Annotated in this window: 16 protein-coding genes and 2 tRNA genes; 8 read left to right on the top strand and 10 right to left on the bottom strand. The window is 35.4% G+C overall.

The annotated features are described in order from the left end of the window. Positions 1–5: 5 nt before the first annotated feature. The 5 genes from LB449_RS07725 to proS all read right to left on the bottom strand — a co-directional run bounded on the left by LB449_RS07725 (position 6) and on the right by proS (position 3146). Entirely contained in the window at positions 6–1034 is a 1029-nt protein-coding gene (locus LB449_RS07725; protein WP_224454523.1) for a Fe(3+) ABC transporter substrate-binding protein, read from the bottom strand. A gap of 116 nt (positions 1035–1150) precedes the next feature. Then, positions 1151–1402, bottom strand: coding sequence for a 30S ribosomal protein S20 (gene rpsT / locus LB449_RS07720; protein ID WP_224454522.1), 252 nt, complete (start codon positions 1400–1402; stop codon positions 1151–1153). Positions 1403–1427: 25 nt separating this feature from the next. Then, positions 1428–1499, bottom strand: a tRNA-Glu gene (locus LB449_RS07715). Between the two features lie 33 nt (positions 1500–1532). Beyond that, a tRNA-Glu gene (locus LB449_RS07710) sits at positions 1533–1604 on the bottom strand. Between the two features lie 63 nt (positions 1605–1667). Beyond that, positions 1668–3146: a proline--tRNA ligase gene (gene proS / locus LB449_RS07705; protein WP_224454521.1), complete on the bottom strand. Its 1479-nt coding sequence runs from the start codon at positions 3144–3146 to the stop codon at positions 1668–1670. A gap of 100 nt (positions 3147–3246) precedes the next feature. On the opposite strand from proS, the gene LB449_RS07700 reads away from it, so the two are divergent. From LB449_RS07700 to pyrF, 8 genes are all read left to right on the top strand, one after another. Further along, positions 3247–4470: a hypothetical protein gene (locus LB449_RS07700; protein WP_224454520.1), complete on the top strand. Its 1224-nt coding sequence runs from the start codon at positions 3247–3249 to the stop codon at positions 4468–4470. Between the two features lie 21 nt (positions 4471–4491). Next, positions 4492–5982 (top strand): OmpP1/FadL family transporter, encoded by a 1491-nt coding sequence (locus LB449_RS07695; protein ID WP_224454519.1) that lies wholly within the window; start codon positions 4492–4494, stop codon positions 5980–5982. Between the two features lie 68 nt (positions 5983–6050). Continuing rightward, positions 6051–7001 carry a calcium/sodium antiporter gene (locus LB449_RS07690; protein WP_224454518.1) on the top strand — a complete coding sequence of 317 codons (951 nt, stop codon included), beginning with the start codon at positions 6051–6053 and terminating at the stop codon, positions 6999–7001. Positions 7002–7107: 106 nt separating this feature from the next. Then, complete coding sequence (locus LB449_RS07685; RefSeq protein WP_224454517.1) at positions 7108–9294, top strand: glutamine synthetase III family protein; 2187 nt, start codon at positions 7108–7110, stop codon at positions 9292–9294. A gap of 86 nt (positions 9295–9380) precedes the next feature. After that, a complete protein-coding gene (locus LB449_RS07680) occupies positions 9381–10556 on the top strand; it encodes an AIR synthase related protein (protein ID WP_224454516.1) in 1176 nt (391 codons plus the stop codon). 6 nt (positions 10557–10562) lie between these two features. Further along, on the top strand, positions 10563–11621 hold the full coding sequence (locus LB449_RS07675) for a DUF3078 domain-containing protein (RefSeq protein WP_224454515.1): 1059 nt from the start codon (positions 10563–10565) through the stop codon (positions 11619–11621). A gap of 87 nt (positions 11622–11708) precedes the next feature. Beyond that, the gene (gene prfA / locus LB449_RS07670) at positions 11709–12785 is read left to right on the top strand and encodes a peptide chain release factor 1 (RefSeq protein ID WP_224454514.1); all 1077 of its coding nucleotides are present in this window, start codon (positions 11709–11711) and stop codon (positions 12783–12785) included. Positions 12786–12791: 6 nt separating this feature from the next. Then, the gene (gene pyrF, locus LB449_RS07665) at positions 12792–13604 is read left to right on the top strand and encodes an orotidine-5'-phosphate decarboxylase (protein WP_224454513.1); all 813 of its coding nucleotides are present in this window, start codon (positions 12792–12794) and stop codon (positions 13602–13604) included. A gap of 53 nt (positions 13605–13657) precedes the next feature. Here pyrF and LB449_RS07660 read toward each other — a convergent pair whose 3' ends face one another. The 5 genes from LB449_RS07660 to LB449_RS07640 form a co-directional block, all read right to left on the bottom strand. After that, positions 13658–13885 carry a hypothetical protein gene (locus LB449_RS07660; protein ID WP_224454512.1) on the bottom strand — a complete coding sequence of 76 codons (228 nt, stop codon included), beginning with the start codon at positions 13883–13885 and terminating at the stop codon, positions 13658–13660. Positions 13886–13936: 51 nt separating this feature from the next. After that, positions 13937–15475 (bottom strand): cryptochrome/photolyase family protein, encoded by a 1539-nt coding sequence (locus tag LB449_RS07655; protein WP_224454511.1) that lies wholly within the window; start codon positions 15473–15475, stop codon positions 13937–13939. A 212-nt stretch (positions 15476–15687) separates the two neighbouring features. Then, positions 15688–16998 (bottom strand): DASH family cryptochrome, encoded by a 1311-nt coding sequence (locus LB449_RS07650; RefSeq protein WP_224454510.1) that lies wholly within the window; start codon positions 16996–16998, stop codon positions 15688–15690. Next, positions 16977–17114, bottom strand: coding sequence for a DUF2256 domain-containing protein (locus LB449_RS07645; protein WP_224454509.1), 138 nt, complete (start codon positions 17112–17114; stop codon positions 16977–16979). The genes LB449_RS07650 and LB449_RS07645 overlap by 22 nt, the downstream gene beginning before the upstream one ends. Then, the gene (locus LB449_RS07640) at positions 17114–17752 is read right to left on the bottom strand and encodes a flavin reductase family protein (RefSeq protein ID WP_224454508.1); all 639 of its coding nucleotides are present in this window, start codon (positions 17750–17752) and stop codon (positions 17114–17116) included. Before LB449_RS07640 ends, LB449_RS07645 begins: the two co-directional genes overlap by 1 nt. Between the last annotated feature and the right edge of the window lie 61 nt (positions 17753–17813).

Here is a 17813-nt window from a genome sequence, read left to right as displayed (position 1 = left end):
AGAAACTATTTCCAGCCTACTTTATCAAAAATGATGACAGCTTCTTTATTATATTCGCCAAGCTTATTGAGGGACAAATTATCTTCCTTAAAATCTCCCCAGGATTTTAAAATTTCTGAAGGTTCTACATTTGAGTTTACAGGATATTCAAAATTTGAGCCTGCAAAGATATTTTGAGCTTCTTCTTGAAGAAGAAATTCGATAAACTTTATGGCATCGTCTTTATTTGGTGAATATTTAGCAACGCCTATACCGCTCACATTAATATGAGTTCCTGTAGTTTCTTGGTTGGGAAAGAATATGCTAACACTTTTTCCAGCTTCAACTTCACTTTTATCTTCAGAGTTTAAAAGCTTGCCAATATAATAGGTGTTTACTATAGCGAGGTCGCCTTCATTGTTGGCTAACGCTTTTACTTGGTCTCTGTCATTTCCTTTTGGAACTCGTGCCATATTTTCTACAACACCTTGAGCCCATTCCTCAGCAAATTCTTCACCCTGATTTGCTATTATAGAAGCTAAAAGTGACTGATTGTATATGTTGGAAGAGCTTCTCACCATTATCTTATTATTCCACTTTTCTGTTGCCAAATTAGCATATGTTGATAATTGTGTTGAATCCACTCTGTCTTTAGAATAAGCAATTACACGTGCTCTTTTGGTTAAACCAACCCACTGTCCATCTTCATCTTTTAGATATTTTGGAACTATGGAATCTACAAGTTTTGATGAGAAAGATTGTAATAAGTCTTGAGATTTTGCTCGGTAAAGCCTCCCTGCATCAACGGTTATGAGTACATCAGCAGGTGATTGCTCACCTTCCAAGCTCATTTTTTGAATTAATTCGTCTGCACTAGCGTTTACAACATTGAGTTTTATTCCACTTTCTTTTTCAAAACGCTTGAATAATTCCTGATCCGACTCATAGTGTCTGTGTGTGTATACAGTTAGTATTTTTTCAGATTCTTTTTTGTTATCAGATTTACATCCGATTATTGAAACTGCAATTAGAAGTAAATAGATTATTCTTTTCATAGTTTTTTATTTGCAAATTTAAACAACTAAACTTATTTAGACTTATTATTAATAATATTTTTAACCAAAAAAAATGATCTCTTAATTGAGATCATTTAGTTATTAAACGCTTCAACTTAAAGAGCTGAAACATGTTTTGTAAGTTGAGACTTTAAATTAGCGGCTTTATTATTATGAATAATATTATTTTTAGCCAACTTATCGATCATTGAAATGATCTCAGGAAGACTTTTTGTCGCTTCGGACTTATCTTCTGTAGTTTTCAATCTTCTGATGGCATTACGAGCCGTCTTATGTTGATAACGATTTCTTAAGCGCTTTGCTTCGTTACTTCTTATTCTCTTTAATGCTGATTTATGATTAGCCATAACTTTAAATATAAAATTTTAATAGTAGTCCGTAGGGGAATCGAACCCCTGTTACCAGGATGAAAACCTGGCGTCCTAACCCCTAGACGAACGGACCGTGTTAATAATTTGTTATATGAACTTAAACTTGTAGTCCGTAGGGGAATCGAACCCCTGTTACCAGGATGAAAACCTGGCGTCCTAACCCCTAGACGAACGGACCATTAAATTTGCGAGTGCAAAAATAACCAATTATTTAAATTGCACAAATGTTTTTTAAAAATAATCAATAAGCTTTCGCGAATAAAACGCGTTGAGAAGAAAAATTGCCAGTTAAAACGCATTCACCACTCTCTTTGTGACCCTCCATAGGAATACAACGAATTGTGGCTTTAGTGATTTCTTTAATTTTTTCTTCAGTTTCTGTAGTTCCATCCCAATGTGCCAAAATAAATCCACCTTTATTTTCAAGGATGTCTTTAAAATCTTCAAAAGTATCTACTTGTGTAATATGAGAATCTCTAAAATTTTTAGCTTTAGTATATAATTCCCCTTGAATATCTTTAAGAAGAATGTCAATAAGATTTTCAATGCCCTCTTGATTTTCAAAGGATTTACTAAGCGAATCTCTTCTAGCAAGTTCAACTGTTCCCTTTTCAAGATCTTTTGGTCCAATAGCAATTCTCAATGGTATACCTTTTAGCTCATATTCTGCAAATTTCCAACCTGGCTTATGAGTAGTTCTATTGTCATACTTTACCCTGATGTTCTTCGCTTTTAGGGCTTCGGCTATCGACTCTGCTTTCTCGGTGATTAGATCCAGTTGTTCTTGATTTTTAAAAATAGGAACAATCACCACTTGTATAGGTGCTAAGTTTGGCGGAAGAACTAAACCATTGTCATCTGAATGGGTCATGACTAGTGCGCCCATGAGCCTAGTTGAAACTCCCCAGCTTGTCGCCCAAACATATTCTTGTTTCCCCTGGTCTGAGGTGAACTTTACATCAAATGCTTTTGCAAAATTCTCACCTAAAAAATGCGAAGTCCCCGCTTGTAAAGCTTTTCCGTCTTGCATTAAAGCTTCTATACAATAGGTTTCTACAGCACCAGCAAATCTTTCACTTTCAGATTTTAAACCCTGTATCACTGGCATCGCTAAAAAGTTTTCAGCGAAATCTGCATAAAGTGAATTAATAAGTTCAGCCTCTTCAATAGCTTCCTTTTTTGTGGCATGAGCTGTATGCCCTTCTTGCCATAAAAATTCTGTGGTTCTTAAAAATAAACGGGTTCTCATCTCCCACCTTACGACATTTGCCCATTGGTTGATTTTTAATGGTAAATCTCTATACGATTGTATCCATCCTTTAAAAGTATTCCAGATGACCGCTTCAGACGTAGGTCTTACTACAAGTTCCTCGTCAAGTTTGGCTTCAGGATCAACTCTTAATTTGCCCGGTTTATCTGGATCATTTTGTAATCTATAATGTGTCACTACAGCACATTCCTTAGCGAATCCTTCAGCATTTTTTTCTTCAGCTTCAAATAAAGATTTTGGAACAAATAGTGGGAAGTAAGCGTTTTCGTGTCCAGTTTCTTTAAATCTCTTGTCCAATTCAGCTTGCATTTTTTCCCAAATAGCAAAACCATATGGCTTTATGGTCATACAGCCTCTTACAGCTGAATTTTCCGCCAAATCTGCTTTCACCACCAACTCGTTATACCATTTGGAGTAATCTTCTTTTCTACTTGTTAAGCTCTTTCCCATTATATTTGATTTGGCACAAATGTTGTACCTGTGTTAATGATTATTTAGTTAGCACAAAACTAACTAAATTTGATAATAGTAATAATAAAAACCACAAGTTATGATACAATCAAGCAAAATTTTAAATGCTACAACTTTAGGAATATTATCTGTGGTTTTCTTGGCTTCGTGTTCGTCTTACAGAAACGTGAATTCTTCGTCTGATGGAATTTATGGATCTAGCGTCCCTTCGGAGACTAGAAGGTCGGTTTCTAATGAAGAAACTACTCAACGAAAATCCAATTCGGTTCAAAATTCAGATAATCAAACAGATACTTACTCAAAGTTTTTTCAAGATCAAGGTCAAATGATTTCTGAAGCTAGAACTTATAATAATGAGGTATTCACAGATGTTGACAATTATTCTTCAGATGATGGAAATTATACAGAAGAGGAAAAATATTACGAAGAGCCTATCTATAATGGTAATAATGCAGGATGGGGTACAAATCCAACCTCTGTAAGTGTTAATTACATAAATAATGGCTTTTACGGTCCTGGTTGGGGAGGCTTTGGCTTCGGAGGACCGTTCTTTGGAGGTGGCTTTTATGGCCCAGGTTGGGGTTTCGGTAGGTTTGGGTATGGAGGCTTTTATGGTCCAGGCTGGGGCGGTTTTGGTCTTGGAGGATTCGGTTATGGTGGCTTTTTTGGCCCAGGATTCTACGGCGGAGGAATTGGTTATCCTTTTTATGGCGGTTTCTATGGTGGCGGCTTTTATGGCAGAGGATATAATGGTATAGCTTATAATAGATACAATAGAGGATATGTAAGTAATACTAGATCTTTAGCAAACTCGAGAGGTAATTATAATAATAGATTAGGTAATACCAGATCTAATGTTACTAGAGCAAATTCTACCAGATCTAGAGGAAACGTTACCAGAGCTTCAAGTAACAGGTCTAATGTTGCTAGAAGTTCACGAGCCAATACTTCAAGATATTCCAATAGGGTAAATAATTCAAGAAGTATTGGGGTAAGAAGTTCATCTAATTATTCAAGATCTGGAATCAGAAATTCTAACAATGTGAATGCAAGATCCAGAACGAATTCAAGTTATTCAAACAATTCTTCTAGAGCAGGATTATATAATTCATCTTCCAGAAGTACGAGGAGTAGTGGTGTGAGATCTTCAAACAGTTCAAGTAGAAGTTCTGGCGTCAGATCTTCAGGCAGGTCCTCAAGAAGCTCTGGTGTGAGAAGTAGTGGTAGTAGTTCAAGGTCTTCTGGAGGGAGATCATCCGGTGGAAGATCTTCTGGTGGCAGAAGTTCTGGAGGAAGAGGATAATTTTTAATCAAAACAGATCGAATGAAAAGGTTTATAATTTTAGTCTTATTTATTGGTACAAGTGCATTCTCTCAGGATATTACAGATGCTTTGCGATTTTCATCTCATGAAATTAATGGCACAGCTAGATATACAGCTATGGGAGGCGCATTTGGTGCTTTAGGTGGAGATATATCTGCGATTAACATTAATCCAGCGAGTTCTGCAGTTTTTTTAAATAACAAATTTTCTGGTTCTTTAGATTTGACCTCAGTTAATAATGATGCTTTTTATGGCGGAAATTCTAACACCACGTCTTCATCAAATTTTGATCTTAATCAGCTAGGTGCAGTATTTGTATTTGAAGCCAATAATCAAGATGCCTTATTTAAGAAATTGACATTAGGATTTTCATATAACAGAACAAATAATTACGATAACGAATATTTTGTGAATGGAGATAATGTAGAAACCATTGCAGATTATTTTATAAATAGAGCTGAGGGAACTGCCCTTAATACATTCGATCAAGGCTTGTCCAATCCTATAGGCGCTTATCGTGACTTTGGCAGAAGAGAAAATTTTGCCGCTCAACAGGGCTTTATAGGGTATAACACATTTATAATTGATGCTGCAAATCCTGACAATCCTAATAATACTTCATACCTGAGTAACGTATTTGGAGCGAGTTCCAATCAAAATTATAGTGAAACAACTAGAGGGAGTTCAGGAAAATATACGATTAATGGTGGGGGAATGATTGGAGATAGGCTTCATTTGGGATTAAATCTTAATTTTCATTTTTCGGAATATAGAAGAGAAACTCTGTTTGATGAATTTAATTCTGGAACTGGAGTAAATGAAATATTTTTTGATAATGATTTAAGAATTAGAGGTAGTGGATTTTCATTTCAGCTGGGTGGAATTGCTAAAATCACGGAAGAATGGAGATTAGGTTTTACATATGATTCTCCAACTTGGATGAGTATTTCAGAAGAACTTATCCAAAGACTAGAGACTGTAAGGGCGGGTGAAAATACTCCAGCTATCATAGATCCTGATATTCTCAATATTTATCCAGATTACAATTTTAAAACCCCAGGTCGGTTGTCTTTGAGTACAGCTTACGTATTTGGAGGCTCTGGGTTAATCAGTTTTGATTATAGCTACAAAGATTTTTCAGCTATGGAATTTACTTCAAGTGGATTCGGTTTTCAAAATGATGAAATCTCAAACTTAATGACAGGTGCTTCTACTTTTAATCTTGGTGGTGAATACAGAATTCAAAATACTAGTTTAAGAGCTGGTTACTTTATTCAAGAAAGTCCATATTTAGATGAAAATTTTCTTGGTGATACAACAGGGTATTCTTTTGGGCTGGGTTTCAACTTTGGCAATGCCATTTTAGATTTCTCCTACCAGCGTGTAGAGCAAGATCGACAAGGCATTTTATATTTCACAGATATAACTCAGGAATCAGATATACAAAGTTTTATGAATAATTATATGGTTACGTTGACTTTAAATTTATAACATCAAACTTTAGAGGTGATTTTATAATCACATACCTTTCAAAATCCTATTTTCGCTAAAAAAAATCAATGGATATATTTTTAGTGATCTTAGGATTTATTCTTTTAGTAATAGGAGGAGAGTTTTTGGTTAGATCTTCTGTTGCTCTTTCATTAAGATTTAATATATCAAAAATGATCATCGGTCTCACTGTTGTTTCATTTGCAACTTCAGCCCCGGAACTCCTAGTAAGCTTACAAGCCGCCTTGTCTGGTTTTTCTGATATTTCACTCGGGAATGTTATTGGTTCAAATATTGCTAACATAGGTTTGGTTCTCGGTCTCACTGCTATTATTTCTTCAATAGACACCGATAAGGACTTTTTGAAATTTAATTTTCCAGTAATGATTTTATTATCTGGTTTGCTTTATTTATTTCTTTTTACAGGGAAGCAAATATCCAGAATTGAGGGGATAGCTTTATTAATAGTGATCTTTATTTTTGTTTTGGTTTTGATTCGAAAAGCTATAAAAGGGCAAGTTGATGGTTCTGAAGGTGTAGATGAAACCTTAAATCATACCTCCATGTTTAAAATAATTCTGTGGCTTTTTATAGGTGCAGTAGGACTTTATTTTGGGTCTGAATGGTTAGTTGATGGCGCAGTAGGAATTGCAGAATCGTTTGATGTGAGTGAACGAATAATCTCAGTAACGATGATAGCAATTGGTACAAGTGTACCTGAGTTAGCTGCTTCTGTAATTGCAGCACTAAAGAAAGAAAAAGGGATCTCATTAGGAAACCTTATAGGTTCAAATATTTTTAATATAGGTTCTGTAATAGGACTCACAGCACTCATACAACCTATTTTTCTTCAATCCGAAGAAGTTTTAAGCAATGATATATTGTGGATGATTGGATTTTCATTGGTACTTCTTCCATTAGTTTTTTTACCACCAAAAAACACCATATCTAGATATAAAGGGGTTATTATCTTTTTAGCTTATATTTCATTCCTACTTCTAACCTTTATTAAAAAATAGAGGGGTTTATTCTTTAAAAATGCCATCTTACTAAAATTCACCCCCTTTATTTTATATCATATTCTAAAATTATCTATTTTTGTTTGAATTCTAAATTTAATTCAACATGGCAATTTTGAGATTTAATGCTTTAAAGGAATCACTTAATAGAGCACCGGTTAAAATTCAGGAAGACGAGCGTCGTTCCGATCTTTTTGGAAGAAATGTTTTTAACCAGAAGGCTATGCGCCAATATCTTACCAAAGACTCTTTTGAAAGGCTAAAAAGTGCAATAGAAAGCGGTACTAAAATAGATCGTTCACTTGCGGAAAATATTTCCACAGGGATGAAAGAATGGGCTATTTCAAAAGGAGCCACTCACTATACACACTGGTTTCAGCCTCTCACAGGATCAACAGCAGAAAAACACGATGCTTTTTTTGAAACCATTGAAGATGGAGGTGCCATGGAAAAATTCAATGGCTCTCAATTGGTTCAGCAAGAACCAGATGCATCAAGCTTACCTCACGGTGGAATCAGAAATACTTTTGAGGCCAGAGGTTATACAGCTTGGGACCCTTCTTCGCCTGCCTTTGTTTGGGGGCCTACTTTATGCATTCCAACAGTTTTTGTGTCCTACACTGGTGAAGCTTTAGATTACAAGACTCCTCTTTTGAGATCTGTTTCCGCCCTAGATAAAGCGGCTACGGATGTAGCTAAATATTTTGATAAGAAAACAAATAAAGTTATTACCACATTGGGTTGGGAACAAGAATATTTTCTGGTAGACTCAGCATTGGCTTCCTCGCGTCCAGACTTGATGATGTCTGGTAGAACTTTGATTGGTCACTCTCCAGCAAAAGGACAACAACTTGATGACCATTATTTCGGATCTATTCCGAGCCGTGTTCTCAATTACATGAGAGATTTGGAAAAAGAATGTATGTTACTTGGAATCCCTGTCAAAACGAGACACAATGAGGTAGCACCAAATCAATTTGAACTTGCTCCAATTTTTGAAGAGGTTAATCTAGCAGTAGACCACAACTCATTATTAATGGATGTAATGGATAAAATTGCTGAGCGTCATCACTTTAAAGTGCTATTTCATGAAAAACCATTCCAAGGTGTTAATGGTAGTGGTAAGCATAACAACTGGTCTTTGGCAACAGATACTGGATCGAACTTGTTAAGTCCTGGTAAAACCCCTATGAAAAATATGAGGTTTCTTACATTTTTTATCAATACAATAAAGGCCTTTTATGAAAATGAAGAGATCATAAGGGCGACAATCGCTTCAGCTTCCAACGATCATAGGCTAGGAGCAAATGAAGCCCCACCAGCGGTAATGTCGGTTTTTATAGGCTCACAACTTACGAAAGTTCTTGATGAACTTGAGAAAGTAACTGATGGGAAATTGTCACCACAAGAAAAAACAGAACTCAAACTTAATGTTGTAGGTAAAATTCCAGAAATTCTATTGGACAATACAGACAGAAATAGAACTTCACCTTTTGCATTTACAGGTAATAAGTTTGAATTAAGAGCTGTGGGATCAACCGCTAATTGTGCAGATCCTATGACAGTTCTTAATGCAATAGTTACCAAACAACTCAAAGAGTTTAAAGTTGAGGTTGATAGTCTAATTTCGGATAAAAAAATGAAAAAGGACGATGCAATCTTTAATGTTCTAAGAGAATATATCAAATCGTCTAAAAAGATACGATTTGAGGGAGACGGTTATGGAGAGGCTTGGGAAAAAGAAGCCGAAAAACGTGGATTAAGTAACTTCAGAACTACTCCTGAAGCACTTAAAGCAAAGGTTTCTAAAAAAGCTATTGATTTGTTTGGGGAATTAAAAATCATGAATGAAAGAGAAGTTAAAGCTAGGTATGAAATCGAGATCGAAGATTACTCTAAGCATATTCAGATTGAAGGTAGAGTTCTAGGTGATATCGCCAGAAATCATATTATACCAACAGCCATTAAGTATCAAAACATACTTATTAAAAACGTGAAAGGCTTAAAAGAAATATATGGTTCAAATTTTAAAGATCAAGCCAAGCAACAAATCAGTATTATAGAGGCTATTTCTGAACATATCGAAAAGATAAATGAAGAAGTAGAGTTGATGATAGAAGAGCGTAAAAAGGCCAATGTGCTTGAAGATCCTACAGAAAAAGCCTTTGCTTATTGCAATCAGGTAAAGCCTTACTTTGATGATATTCGTTACCACTGTGATAAACTAGAGCTATTAGTGGATAATGAAATATGGCCTATGACTAAATATAGAGAGCTTTTGTTCACTAAATAAAACAAAGAACAGATTTCCATAACCCAGTCTAGTATGTTTACTACGGCTGGGTTATTTTTTTATAAATTTGCCACAAATTTTTTAAGATGAGTGATCAAAATAGATATGCAAAAAGAGGGGTTTCTTCACAAAAAGAAGATGTCCACAAAGCCATAAAGAATATAGATAAAGGCCTTTTTCCACAGGCTTTTTGCAAGATTATTCCAGACTATCTTACCGGTAGTGACGATCATTGCGTCGTCATGCACGCCGATGGTGCAGGAACAAAGTCTTCACTGGCTTATCTTTATTGGAAAGAAACTGGCGATTTATCTGTGTGGAAAGGGATAGCCCAAGATGCATTGATCATGAATATTGATGATCTGCTTTGCGTAGGAGCTACAGATCATATTTTGGTATCTTCAACTATAGGTAGAAATAAAAATTTAATTCCTGGAGATGTTATTGCTGAAATCATTAACGGTACCGAAAATTTAGTCAGTGACTTAAAAGTGCATGGTGTCAACATTTATACAACTGGAGGAGAGACTGCAGATGTCGGCGATTTAGTGAGAACCATCATCGTTGATTCTACTGTAACGGCCAGAATTCATAAAAATGATGTTATTGATAATGCTAATATAAAACCAGGCAACGTAATTGTTGGACTTTCATCTTTTGGGATGGCAACTTACGAAGATGAATACAATGGAGGTATGGGAAGTAATGGATTAACTTCAGCTAGACATGATGTTCTGAACCACAAGTTAGCTGAGAAATATCCAGAATCCTTTGATCCCGACGTTCCAAAAGATTTGATTTACTCAGGTAGTAAATCTTTGACCGATCATATTTCTGAAAATTTACCAGATGTAGGTAAATTGATTTTATCTCCAACTCGAACTTATGCACCAATAGTTAAAAAGATTTTTGAAAACCTTGGTAGAAAATCTATAAATGGCATGGTTCATTGTAGTGGCGGAGCTCAAACTAAAATCCTTCATTTTGTAGATAGCTTGCACATCATTAAAGATAATATGTTCGATGTTCCTCCGTTATTTCAACTCATACAAGAAGAAAGCCAAACAAATTGGAGAGAAATGTATCAGGTATTTAACATGGGTCATCGATTAGAATTTTATGTTGATGAATCTGTTGCCAGTAAAATCATTGAAATTTCAAAGAGCTTCAATGTTGATGCACAAATAGTTGGAAGGGTAGAAGCTTCAGAGAAAAAATCTCTCAGTATTTCTTCAGATCAAGGTCACTTTGTTTATCAATAAATATTAATGAATCGAGTTTTAATAGTCATTTTTTTTCTGGGTTGTATCACTCATGGATTCTCTCAGTCTTTTGGGGAAATCATAGATGTGAAACCCGTAGGGGATAATATTTTTCCTTTGGGTGCAATCCCATTCATTAAAACAAGCTTGGATCTGGTAGATAAATATGAGTTTAGCTACAATGAGTTGGTGCCAACAACTGGTAGAACTAGTTTTTGGGAATCCGTAAATAAGTTCACTTTGGATGTGAGTGAAGTTGCATTTGTGAACTGGAACGCGGGAGGTGTAAATTCAATCTCTGGACTTTACGGGATGAATTTGGTCAGAACATATAATAATGATGGTTTTAGGTGGGATAATCAATTTCGATTCAGGTATGGAATTAACCAACAAGAAGGACAGGAGCTAAGAAAAACTGATGACGATTTGGAGTTTAATTCTTCTTTCGGCTATGAAATTTCTAAAAACTCGAAATGGTTCTACACTGGTAAATTTAGGTTTAAAACTCAAGTTGCCAGAGGATTTGATTATCCAGACACAGAGGTTTCAATTTCAGAATTTATGGCGCCCGGTTACATTTTTCTAGGTGCAGGAGCAAGATTTGTCGAAACTAAAAGCAACTTTGAACTCTATTTATCTCCTTTAACACAAAAGTCAACGTTTGTATTAAACCAACGCTTGGCAAACCAAGGAGCCTTTGGTGTCAGAGAAGCTGTAAGAGATGATCAGGGAGTAATTATAAGAGAAGGAAAAACTTCCAGAGATGAACTTGGCATTCTGGTAACCAATGATTTTGAACAAAAACTGTTTGAAAGTACTGTACTTTCTAGTAGAATAAGTCTTTACACAGATTATTTAAATAATTTTGGAAACATTGATATTGACTGGGAGCTTGTTTTAGATTTCAAGATTAATAGTTTTATGAGAGCAAATTTAGGTGCTCATATAAGGTACGATGACGACATCAAAGTACAAAATGAAGCCCAAGATGGTTCACTCATTCAGGAAGGTCCAAAAATACAACTTAAGCAACAATTGGGTATAGGCATCGCTATTGACTTATAGATACGCTTTATTATATCAAACATTAAGAAGGTTTTGTGGTAAAAAAATCATCAGAATTCACTTAAATTTGCATTACATTAAATAGATATGCTAGATAAATTAAATTTTATAAAACAACGTTTTGATGAAGTGAGTGATTTAATCATTCAGCCGGATATCATGTCCGATCAAAAGCGTTATATAAATCTTTCTAAAGAGTACAAAGATCTCAAAGCCATCATGGATGAGCGTGAGGTTTATATTGAATTGAAAAACAACTTAGAGGAAGCAGAAGAAATTATTTCGAACGAATCTGATTCTGAAATGGTAGATATGGCTAAGCTTCAGTATGATGAAGCCAAAGATGAATTACCAAAGCTGGAAGAAAAAATCCGGATGATGCTTATTCCCAAAGATCCCGAAGATGCAAAGAATGCAGTTGTTGAAGTAAGGGCAGGAGCCGGTGGTGATGAAGCAAGTATTTTTGCTGGAGATATCTTTAGAATGTTGACAAAATACTGCGAAGGCAAGGGCTGGAAAGTAGATGTTGTGGACTATAGTGAAGGCACCAATGGCGGTTACAAAGAGATACAATTTGAAGTTTCAGGAGAAGATGTTTATGGAACGTTGAAGTATGAAGCAGGAGTACATCGTGTGCAACGTGTACCACAAACAGAAACTCAAGGCCGTGTGCATACCAGTGCTGCTACAGTGATGGTCTTTCCTGAAGCCGAAGAGTTTGATATAGAAGTTAATCCTAAAGACGTACGTATTGATTATTTCTGTTCTTCTGGCCCAGGTGGACAATCTGTAAATACAACTTATTCTGCGGTTAGATTGACTCACGAACCTACCGGAATTGTAGCCCAGTGTCAAGATCAAAAATCACAGCATAAGAATAAAGAAAAGGCTTTTAGGGTTTTACGTTCCAGACTTTATGAAATGGAACTTGCTAAAAAGCAGGCAGAAGATGCCGAAAAAAGAGGCTCTATGGTGACAAGTGGTGACAGAAGTGCAAAAATCAGAACCTATAATTATGCACAAAGCAGAGTGACAGATCACAGAATCAATTTGACGCTTTATGACCTTGATAACATCATAAACGGTGATATCGAGAAAATAATTAATGAATTAAAACTCGTTGATAATACTGAAAAACTCAAAAATATCTCTGACGATTTATAAAAGTTAATGGAAATTCAAAAGTTAATCCAGCAGATTAAAAAGAAAAAGTCCATGCTTTGTGTTGGTTTGGACGTGGATTTAGAAAAAATACCCAAGCACTTGCTTGATCATGAAGATCCTATTTTTGAATTCAATAAAGCTATAATAGAGGCCACACAGGAATTCTGTGTAGCCTATAAGCCCAATATTGCATTTTACGAAGCATATGGACTCAAGGGTTGGGCAGCATTGAATAAAACTATAGACTATCTCAACAGACTTTATCCCGAGCAGTTCACCATAGCTGATGCTAAGCGTGGTGATATTGGAAATACATCTTTAATGTATGCCAAAGCTTTTTTTAAAGATTTGAACTTTGATTCTGTTACAGTTGCTCCCTATATGGGTAGGGACTCAATAGAACCTTTTTTGAGTTTTAATGATAAGCATACGATTTTATTGGGGCTAACTTCAAATCAGGGATCGGAAGATTTTCAATTTTTGAAATCTGAAGATGATTTTCTGTTTGAAAGTGTATTAAAAAAATCACAGACCTGGGAAAATAGTCAGCAATTGATGTATGTTATAGGGGCTACAAAGGCTGATCATTTAAAGTCAATCAGGTCAATCATACCCAATAGTTTTTTACTCATTCCTGGAGTTGGCGCACAAGGCGGCTCATTAAATGAAGTGTGTAAGAACGGAATGAACAGTTCTTACGGTTTGCTTATCAATTCTTCCAGAGGGATTATTTATGCATCAAGTCAAAACGATTTCGCTGAACAGGCGAAGTTAAAAGCTAAAGCGCTTCAAAGAGAAATGGCATTATTTATAAAATAAAAAGCTTACACTGAACAGTGTAAGCTTTTTATGATAAGAATTTAAAATGCAAATTACATCTCTTCTTTAGTTTCTTCCATTGCATCTTCAGTTTCTTCAGCAGCATCTTCTACTGCATCACCAGTTTTGTCTGCAGCGTCTTCTAGAGCATCACCAGCATCTTCCATGGATTCTTCTACTTCGTCCGCTGCTTTTTCAGCATCACTTTTTTGTTCTCTACAGCTCACTACTCCTAATCCAAGAAGTGCAGCCATTGTAATAGATAAGATTGACTTTTTCATTTGTTTTGATTTTTGATTGAAAGCCAAAAGTATAGAAATTTCTTAAATATTTTAAAAATTATCAGGGTTTTTTATTATTTCTCTTGAGCGATTAATATGGTTATCAAGTGTTTCCTTTTTCATCTTTTTAAGAAGACTCATCATCATATTCATTCGCATATTTCCTTTAAAATGTTCTTGCTTTTCATAAAGGAAATTCCAGTATAAGTTGTTGAATGGGCAAGCATCATCGCCTTCTTTTTTACTCACAGAGTATTTGCAGGACTTGCAGTAATTCCCCATCTTATTGATGTAACTCCCACTGGATACATAAGGTTTGGTTGCTACAATGCCTCCATCTGCAAATTGACTCATGCCTCTTGTATTGGTTAGTTCGACCCATTCTATAGCATCGATGTAGACACCAAGATACCAAGCATCTACTTCATCTGGATCAGTCATGGTCAGCAAAGCAAAATTTCCTAAAATCATCAATCGTTGAATGTGATGCGCATAAGCATCATCAAGACTTTGATTGACAGAATGTTTTAGGCAGTTCATATCTGTTTCTCCTGTCCAGTAAAAATCTGGGAGCTTATTGGTGTTATCTAACTCATTTTTGGATTTATAGCCCGGCATTTCTTTCCAGTAAATTCCTCTCATAAATTCTCGCCAACCCAAAATCTGTCTTATAAAGCCTTCAATTTGAGAAATATTAATATCTTCTTTATGATCATAATAGTAATCTAAAGTTGTTTCTATGACTTCCTTAGGAGATAACATCTTAGAATTCATAGCAAAGGAAAGCCTTGAATGAAATAAAAACTTCTGGTCAGTGTGAAGTGCATCTTCATAGTCACCAAAATGAACAAGTAAATTCTCACAAAAGTAATCGAGCACATCCAGGCATTCTTCTCTTGATGTAGGCCAAGGGAAATTATCTTTGTCAATTCTTCCCATAGTTTTTACATCCATGGTTTCAAGTTGTTTTAATACTTTACTGACGTCTTTATCAAATGTTTTGGCTTCTGGGATTTCTGGTTTACCTGTCCATTTTTTTCGATTGCTTTTATCATAGTTCCACTCACCACCTTCAGGTTTTTTATCATTCAGCATCATTATGCCATGTTTTTTTCTCATGTCTCTGTAGAAATATTCCATGGTCATTTCTTTCTTGCCTTCGAAGAATTTTTCTATATCTTCTCTTCTAGTGTAGAAATGTTCAGTGTCATAAGCTTCACTTGTTATATCTAACTTATTACAGATGGTTTTTAATTTAATGTCAAGCCTGTATTCATCCGGATACAAGTATTCAAAGTGGTCTATGTGTTCTTGTTCTATGATTTTTTTGATGTTGGCAGGTAAATCCTGTTCGTTATTTTTATCATCTATTTCGTAATAAATAACCTGGTGTCCCTTTTCTTTCAGCTCACTAGCAAAATTTCTCATAGAAAGGAAAAAAGCCACTACTTTCTGGACATGATGTCTCACATAGCCGGTTTCCTGTTGAGTCTCTGCCATAAAATAAATGACGTTCTCATTTTTTTCCTGAAACCAACTGTGATTATGATTGAGTTGGTCTCCGAGAATATATCTTAAAGTCTTTTTCATCGTTTTATTCTAAATTAATCCTGAACAATAAATCTCGTGTTTTCATTTGCTTAAATCTCTTAGCTTAATAGCCCTGATGGAAGCGATATCCTTGATCTTTGAGTGACTTTGCAAACTGCTTTCTAGAAAGCGACTTACAAGAAGCTTTTTTATAAAGCCAAGTTTGCTAGAGCTCATGGACCAAGATAAAGCTGAGAGCAGGTTCCTGGCTTTTAAAACAAAGAGTCCTGCAACCAGGTTCTTTGATACTTTCCGTTGGAATCGTAACGCTCTGCTTGACCTTTTATATTGAATTTTCTGTCTCTAGGATCATTGCCCACTCCAGAGTTATACATCCAGTTGCCCCAGTTGCTGTGGACATCATAATCCACCAACATGGATTCAAAATAAGCAGCACCAATCCTCCAGTCCTGCTTCCATTCTTTAGCCCAGTAGCTATTGACGTTTTGCCTTCCGCGATTGCTCATAAAGCCAGTTTCACGAATTTCTATCATATTGGCATTGACAAATGATTCTGGAGTGTTACCATTAATCCATTGGTTGATAGCTTTACTGCTATTTCCCCAGTCATAATTCTTGTCGGTAATACCTTCCAATTGAAATATTTTATTACCGTGCTTAAGTGAAACGTATTTGAAATAATCCCTCCAAATGAGTTCGAAAATTAACCAATATGTGTCTTGATTTTTTTTGATTTCTTTTTCGAATTTTTTGACTTCATGATATATAGAAACCGCGGAAATACATCCGTTGGCTAACCATGCAGAAAATTTGGAACTGTAATCTTGACCTAATAAACCATTTCTGGTTTTTTTATAATATTGGAGTTTTTTTGTGTCCCAGAAATAATGCTGAAGACGTTCCCAGGCCTCATTTTCACCACCTTGAAATGGGAATGCAGATCTTTCATCCATTTCAAATTCTTCTAAGCCGAGATCTGTTAGGCTTGGAATTTCGGTTTTGATATCCAGTAAATTTTCTTCTGGGCGCTTCTCAGGTAATGGAATTTCATCTCTTACCTCGCTTTGCTTTTCGCACTTTTTTCTAAAGTTGGTATACACTTCTGGAATCTGACTAAAATTGTCATAAGGAACATCGTCCGGATGAAACAGAAATTGATTGTAATTATCAATAAAATTCGTTTCTGTAAGCACTGACTTCACTTCGAGCTCTACTTGTTTTTCTTCCTTAGTCCATTCAGTTTGAAAAAAAACGGTCTTGATGCTATACTTTTCGGCGAGTTGTTTCAACACATTTGCCGGTTCATCGTGCTCAACCTGTAAGGTGATATTTAAATTTTTCAGATTTGTGGAGAGTTGAGTAACCGACTCTATTAAAAATTTAGCCCTATATTTTTCGGTTTTTTTAAAACCATATTTTGTGGTTTCATAATGTTTCGGATCAAAGCAATACACTCCAACTACTGGTTCTTTTTGTTGGCAAGCATCCTGCAATGATTTTTGATCTCTAGTGCGGAGGTCATTCCTGAACCAAACTACATTTATGTCTTGTTTCTTCTGCATTTTTCGCTACAATATTTTACGTTTTCCCAATTCTTTTCCCATTTTTTTCTCCAGGTAAATGGTAAACCACAAGTTGCACATATCTTCTCCGGTAGATTTACTTTTTTATGCGCCATTATCTTTTCAAAGGTTTTAAAGTTTGATCTGGTCTGGCATATTCATATCTCTCAATAAGTTGAGCTTTTACATAGCCATCTAGCCCAATTATTCCAGCTGAATTTGCTTTTGCTAAATCTAAAAATCCATCTTTACCTTGTAATCCATCATAGAATGTAAGATGCTGAATTTCTCCAATTATTAATCTGCAACCGTTTTCTTCGATGTAATATTCGTTGATGTATTTACATCCCATCTTTATTTTTGATTCTTTGACAAATGGTGCTTTGAAGTCTTGAATATATTCTTCGGTTAAACCTACCTTTTCAAATTCTGAAACATCTTCTTCATACTTAGCTGAAGTTTGATGTGCTTTATCCACGAAATCTTCATGAATGTGATTCACTGTGAAATACGAATTTTGATAGAAGTTATCGTAGGAATGACGCTCTACAGTAGTAGGTCTCAACATGAAACTTAACATCGGTGGATTGCTGCCCAAATGAATCACTGAATTAAATACAGCTAAATTGGAAACTCCAGCTTTCGAAACAGTGCCAATAAGATTTCCCGATTTAATACCACCACATGAATTGATAAGGTGCATTCGCTCAATTCCAGGTAAGTTGATAATGTCTTCTTTTGAAAAATAAGGCATAAAAAAAGGTCGAAATTTAATCGACCTAAAAATAGATATTGTTTAATCTTTTATTGTTAAA

Origin of the sequence: Psychroflexus lacisalsi, from assembly GCF_020164495.1 — a bacterium.
Lineage (GTDB): Bacteria > Bacteroidota > Bacteroidia > Flavobacteriales > Flavobacteriaceae > Psychroflexus > Psychroflexus lacisalsi.
This window is presented reverse-complemented; position numbering and strand designations above follow the sequence as displayed.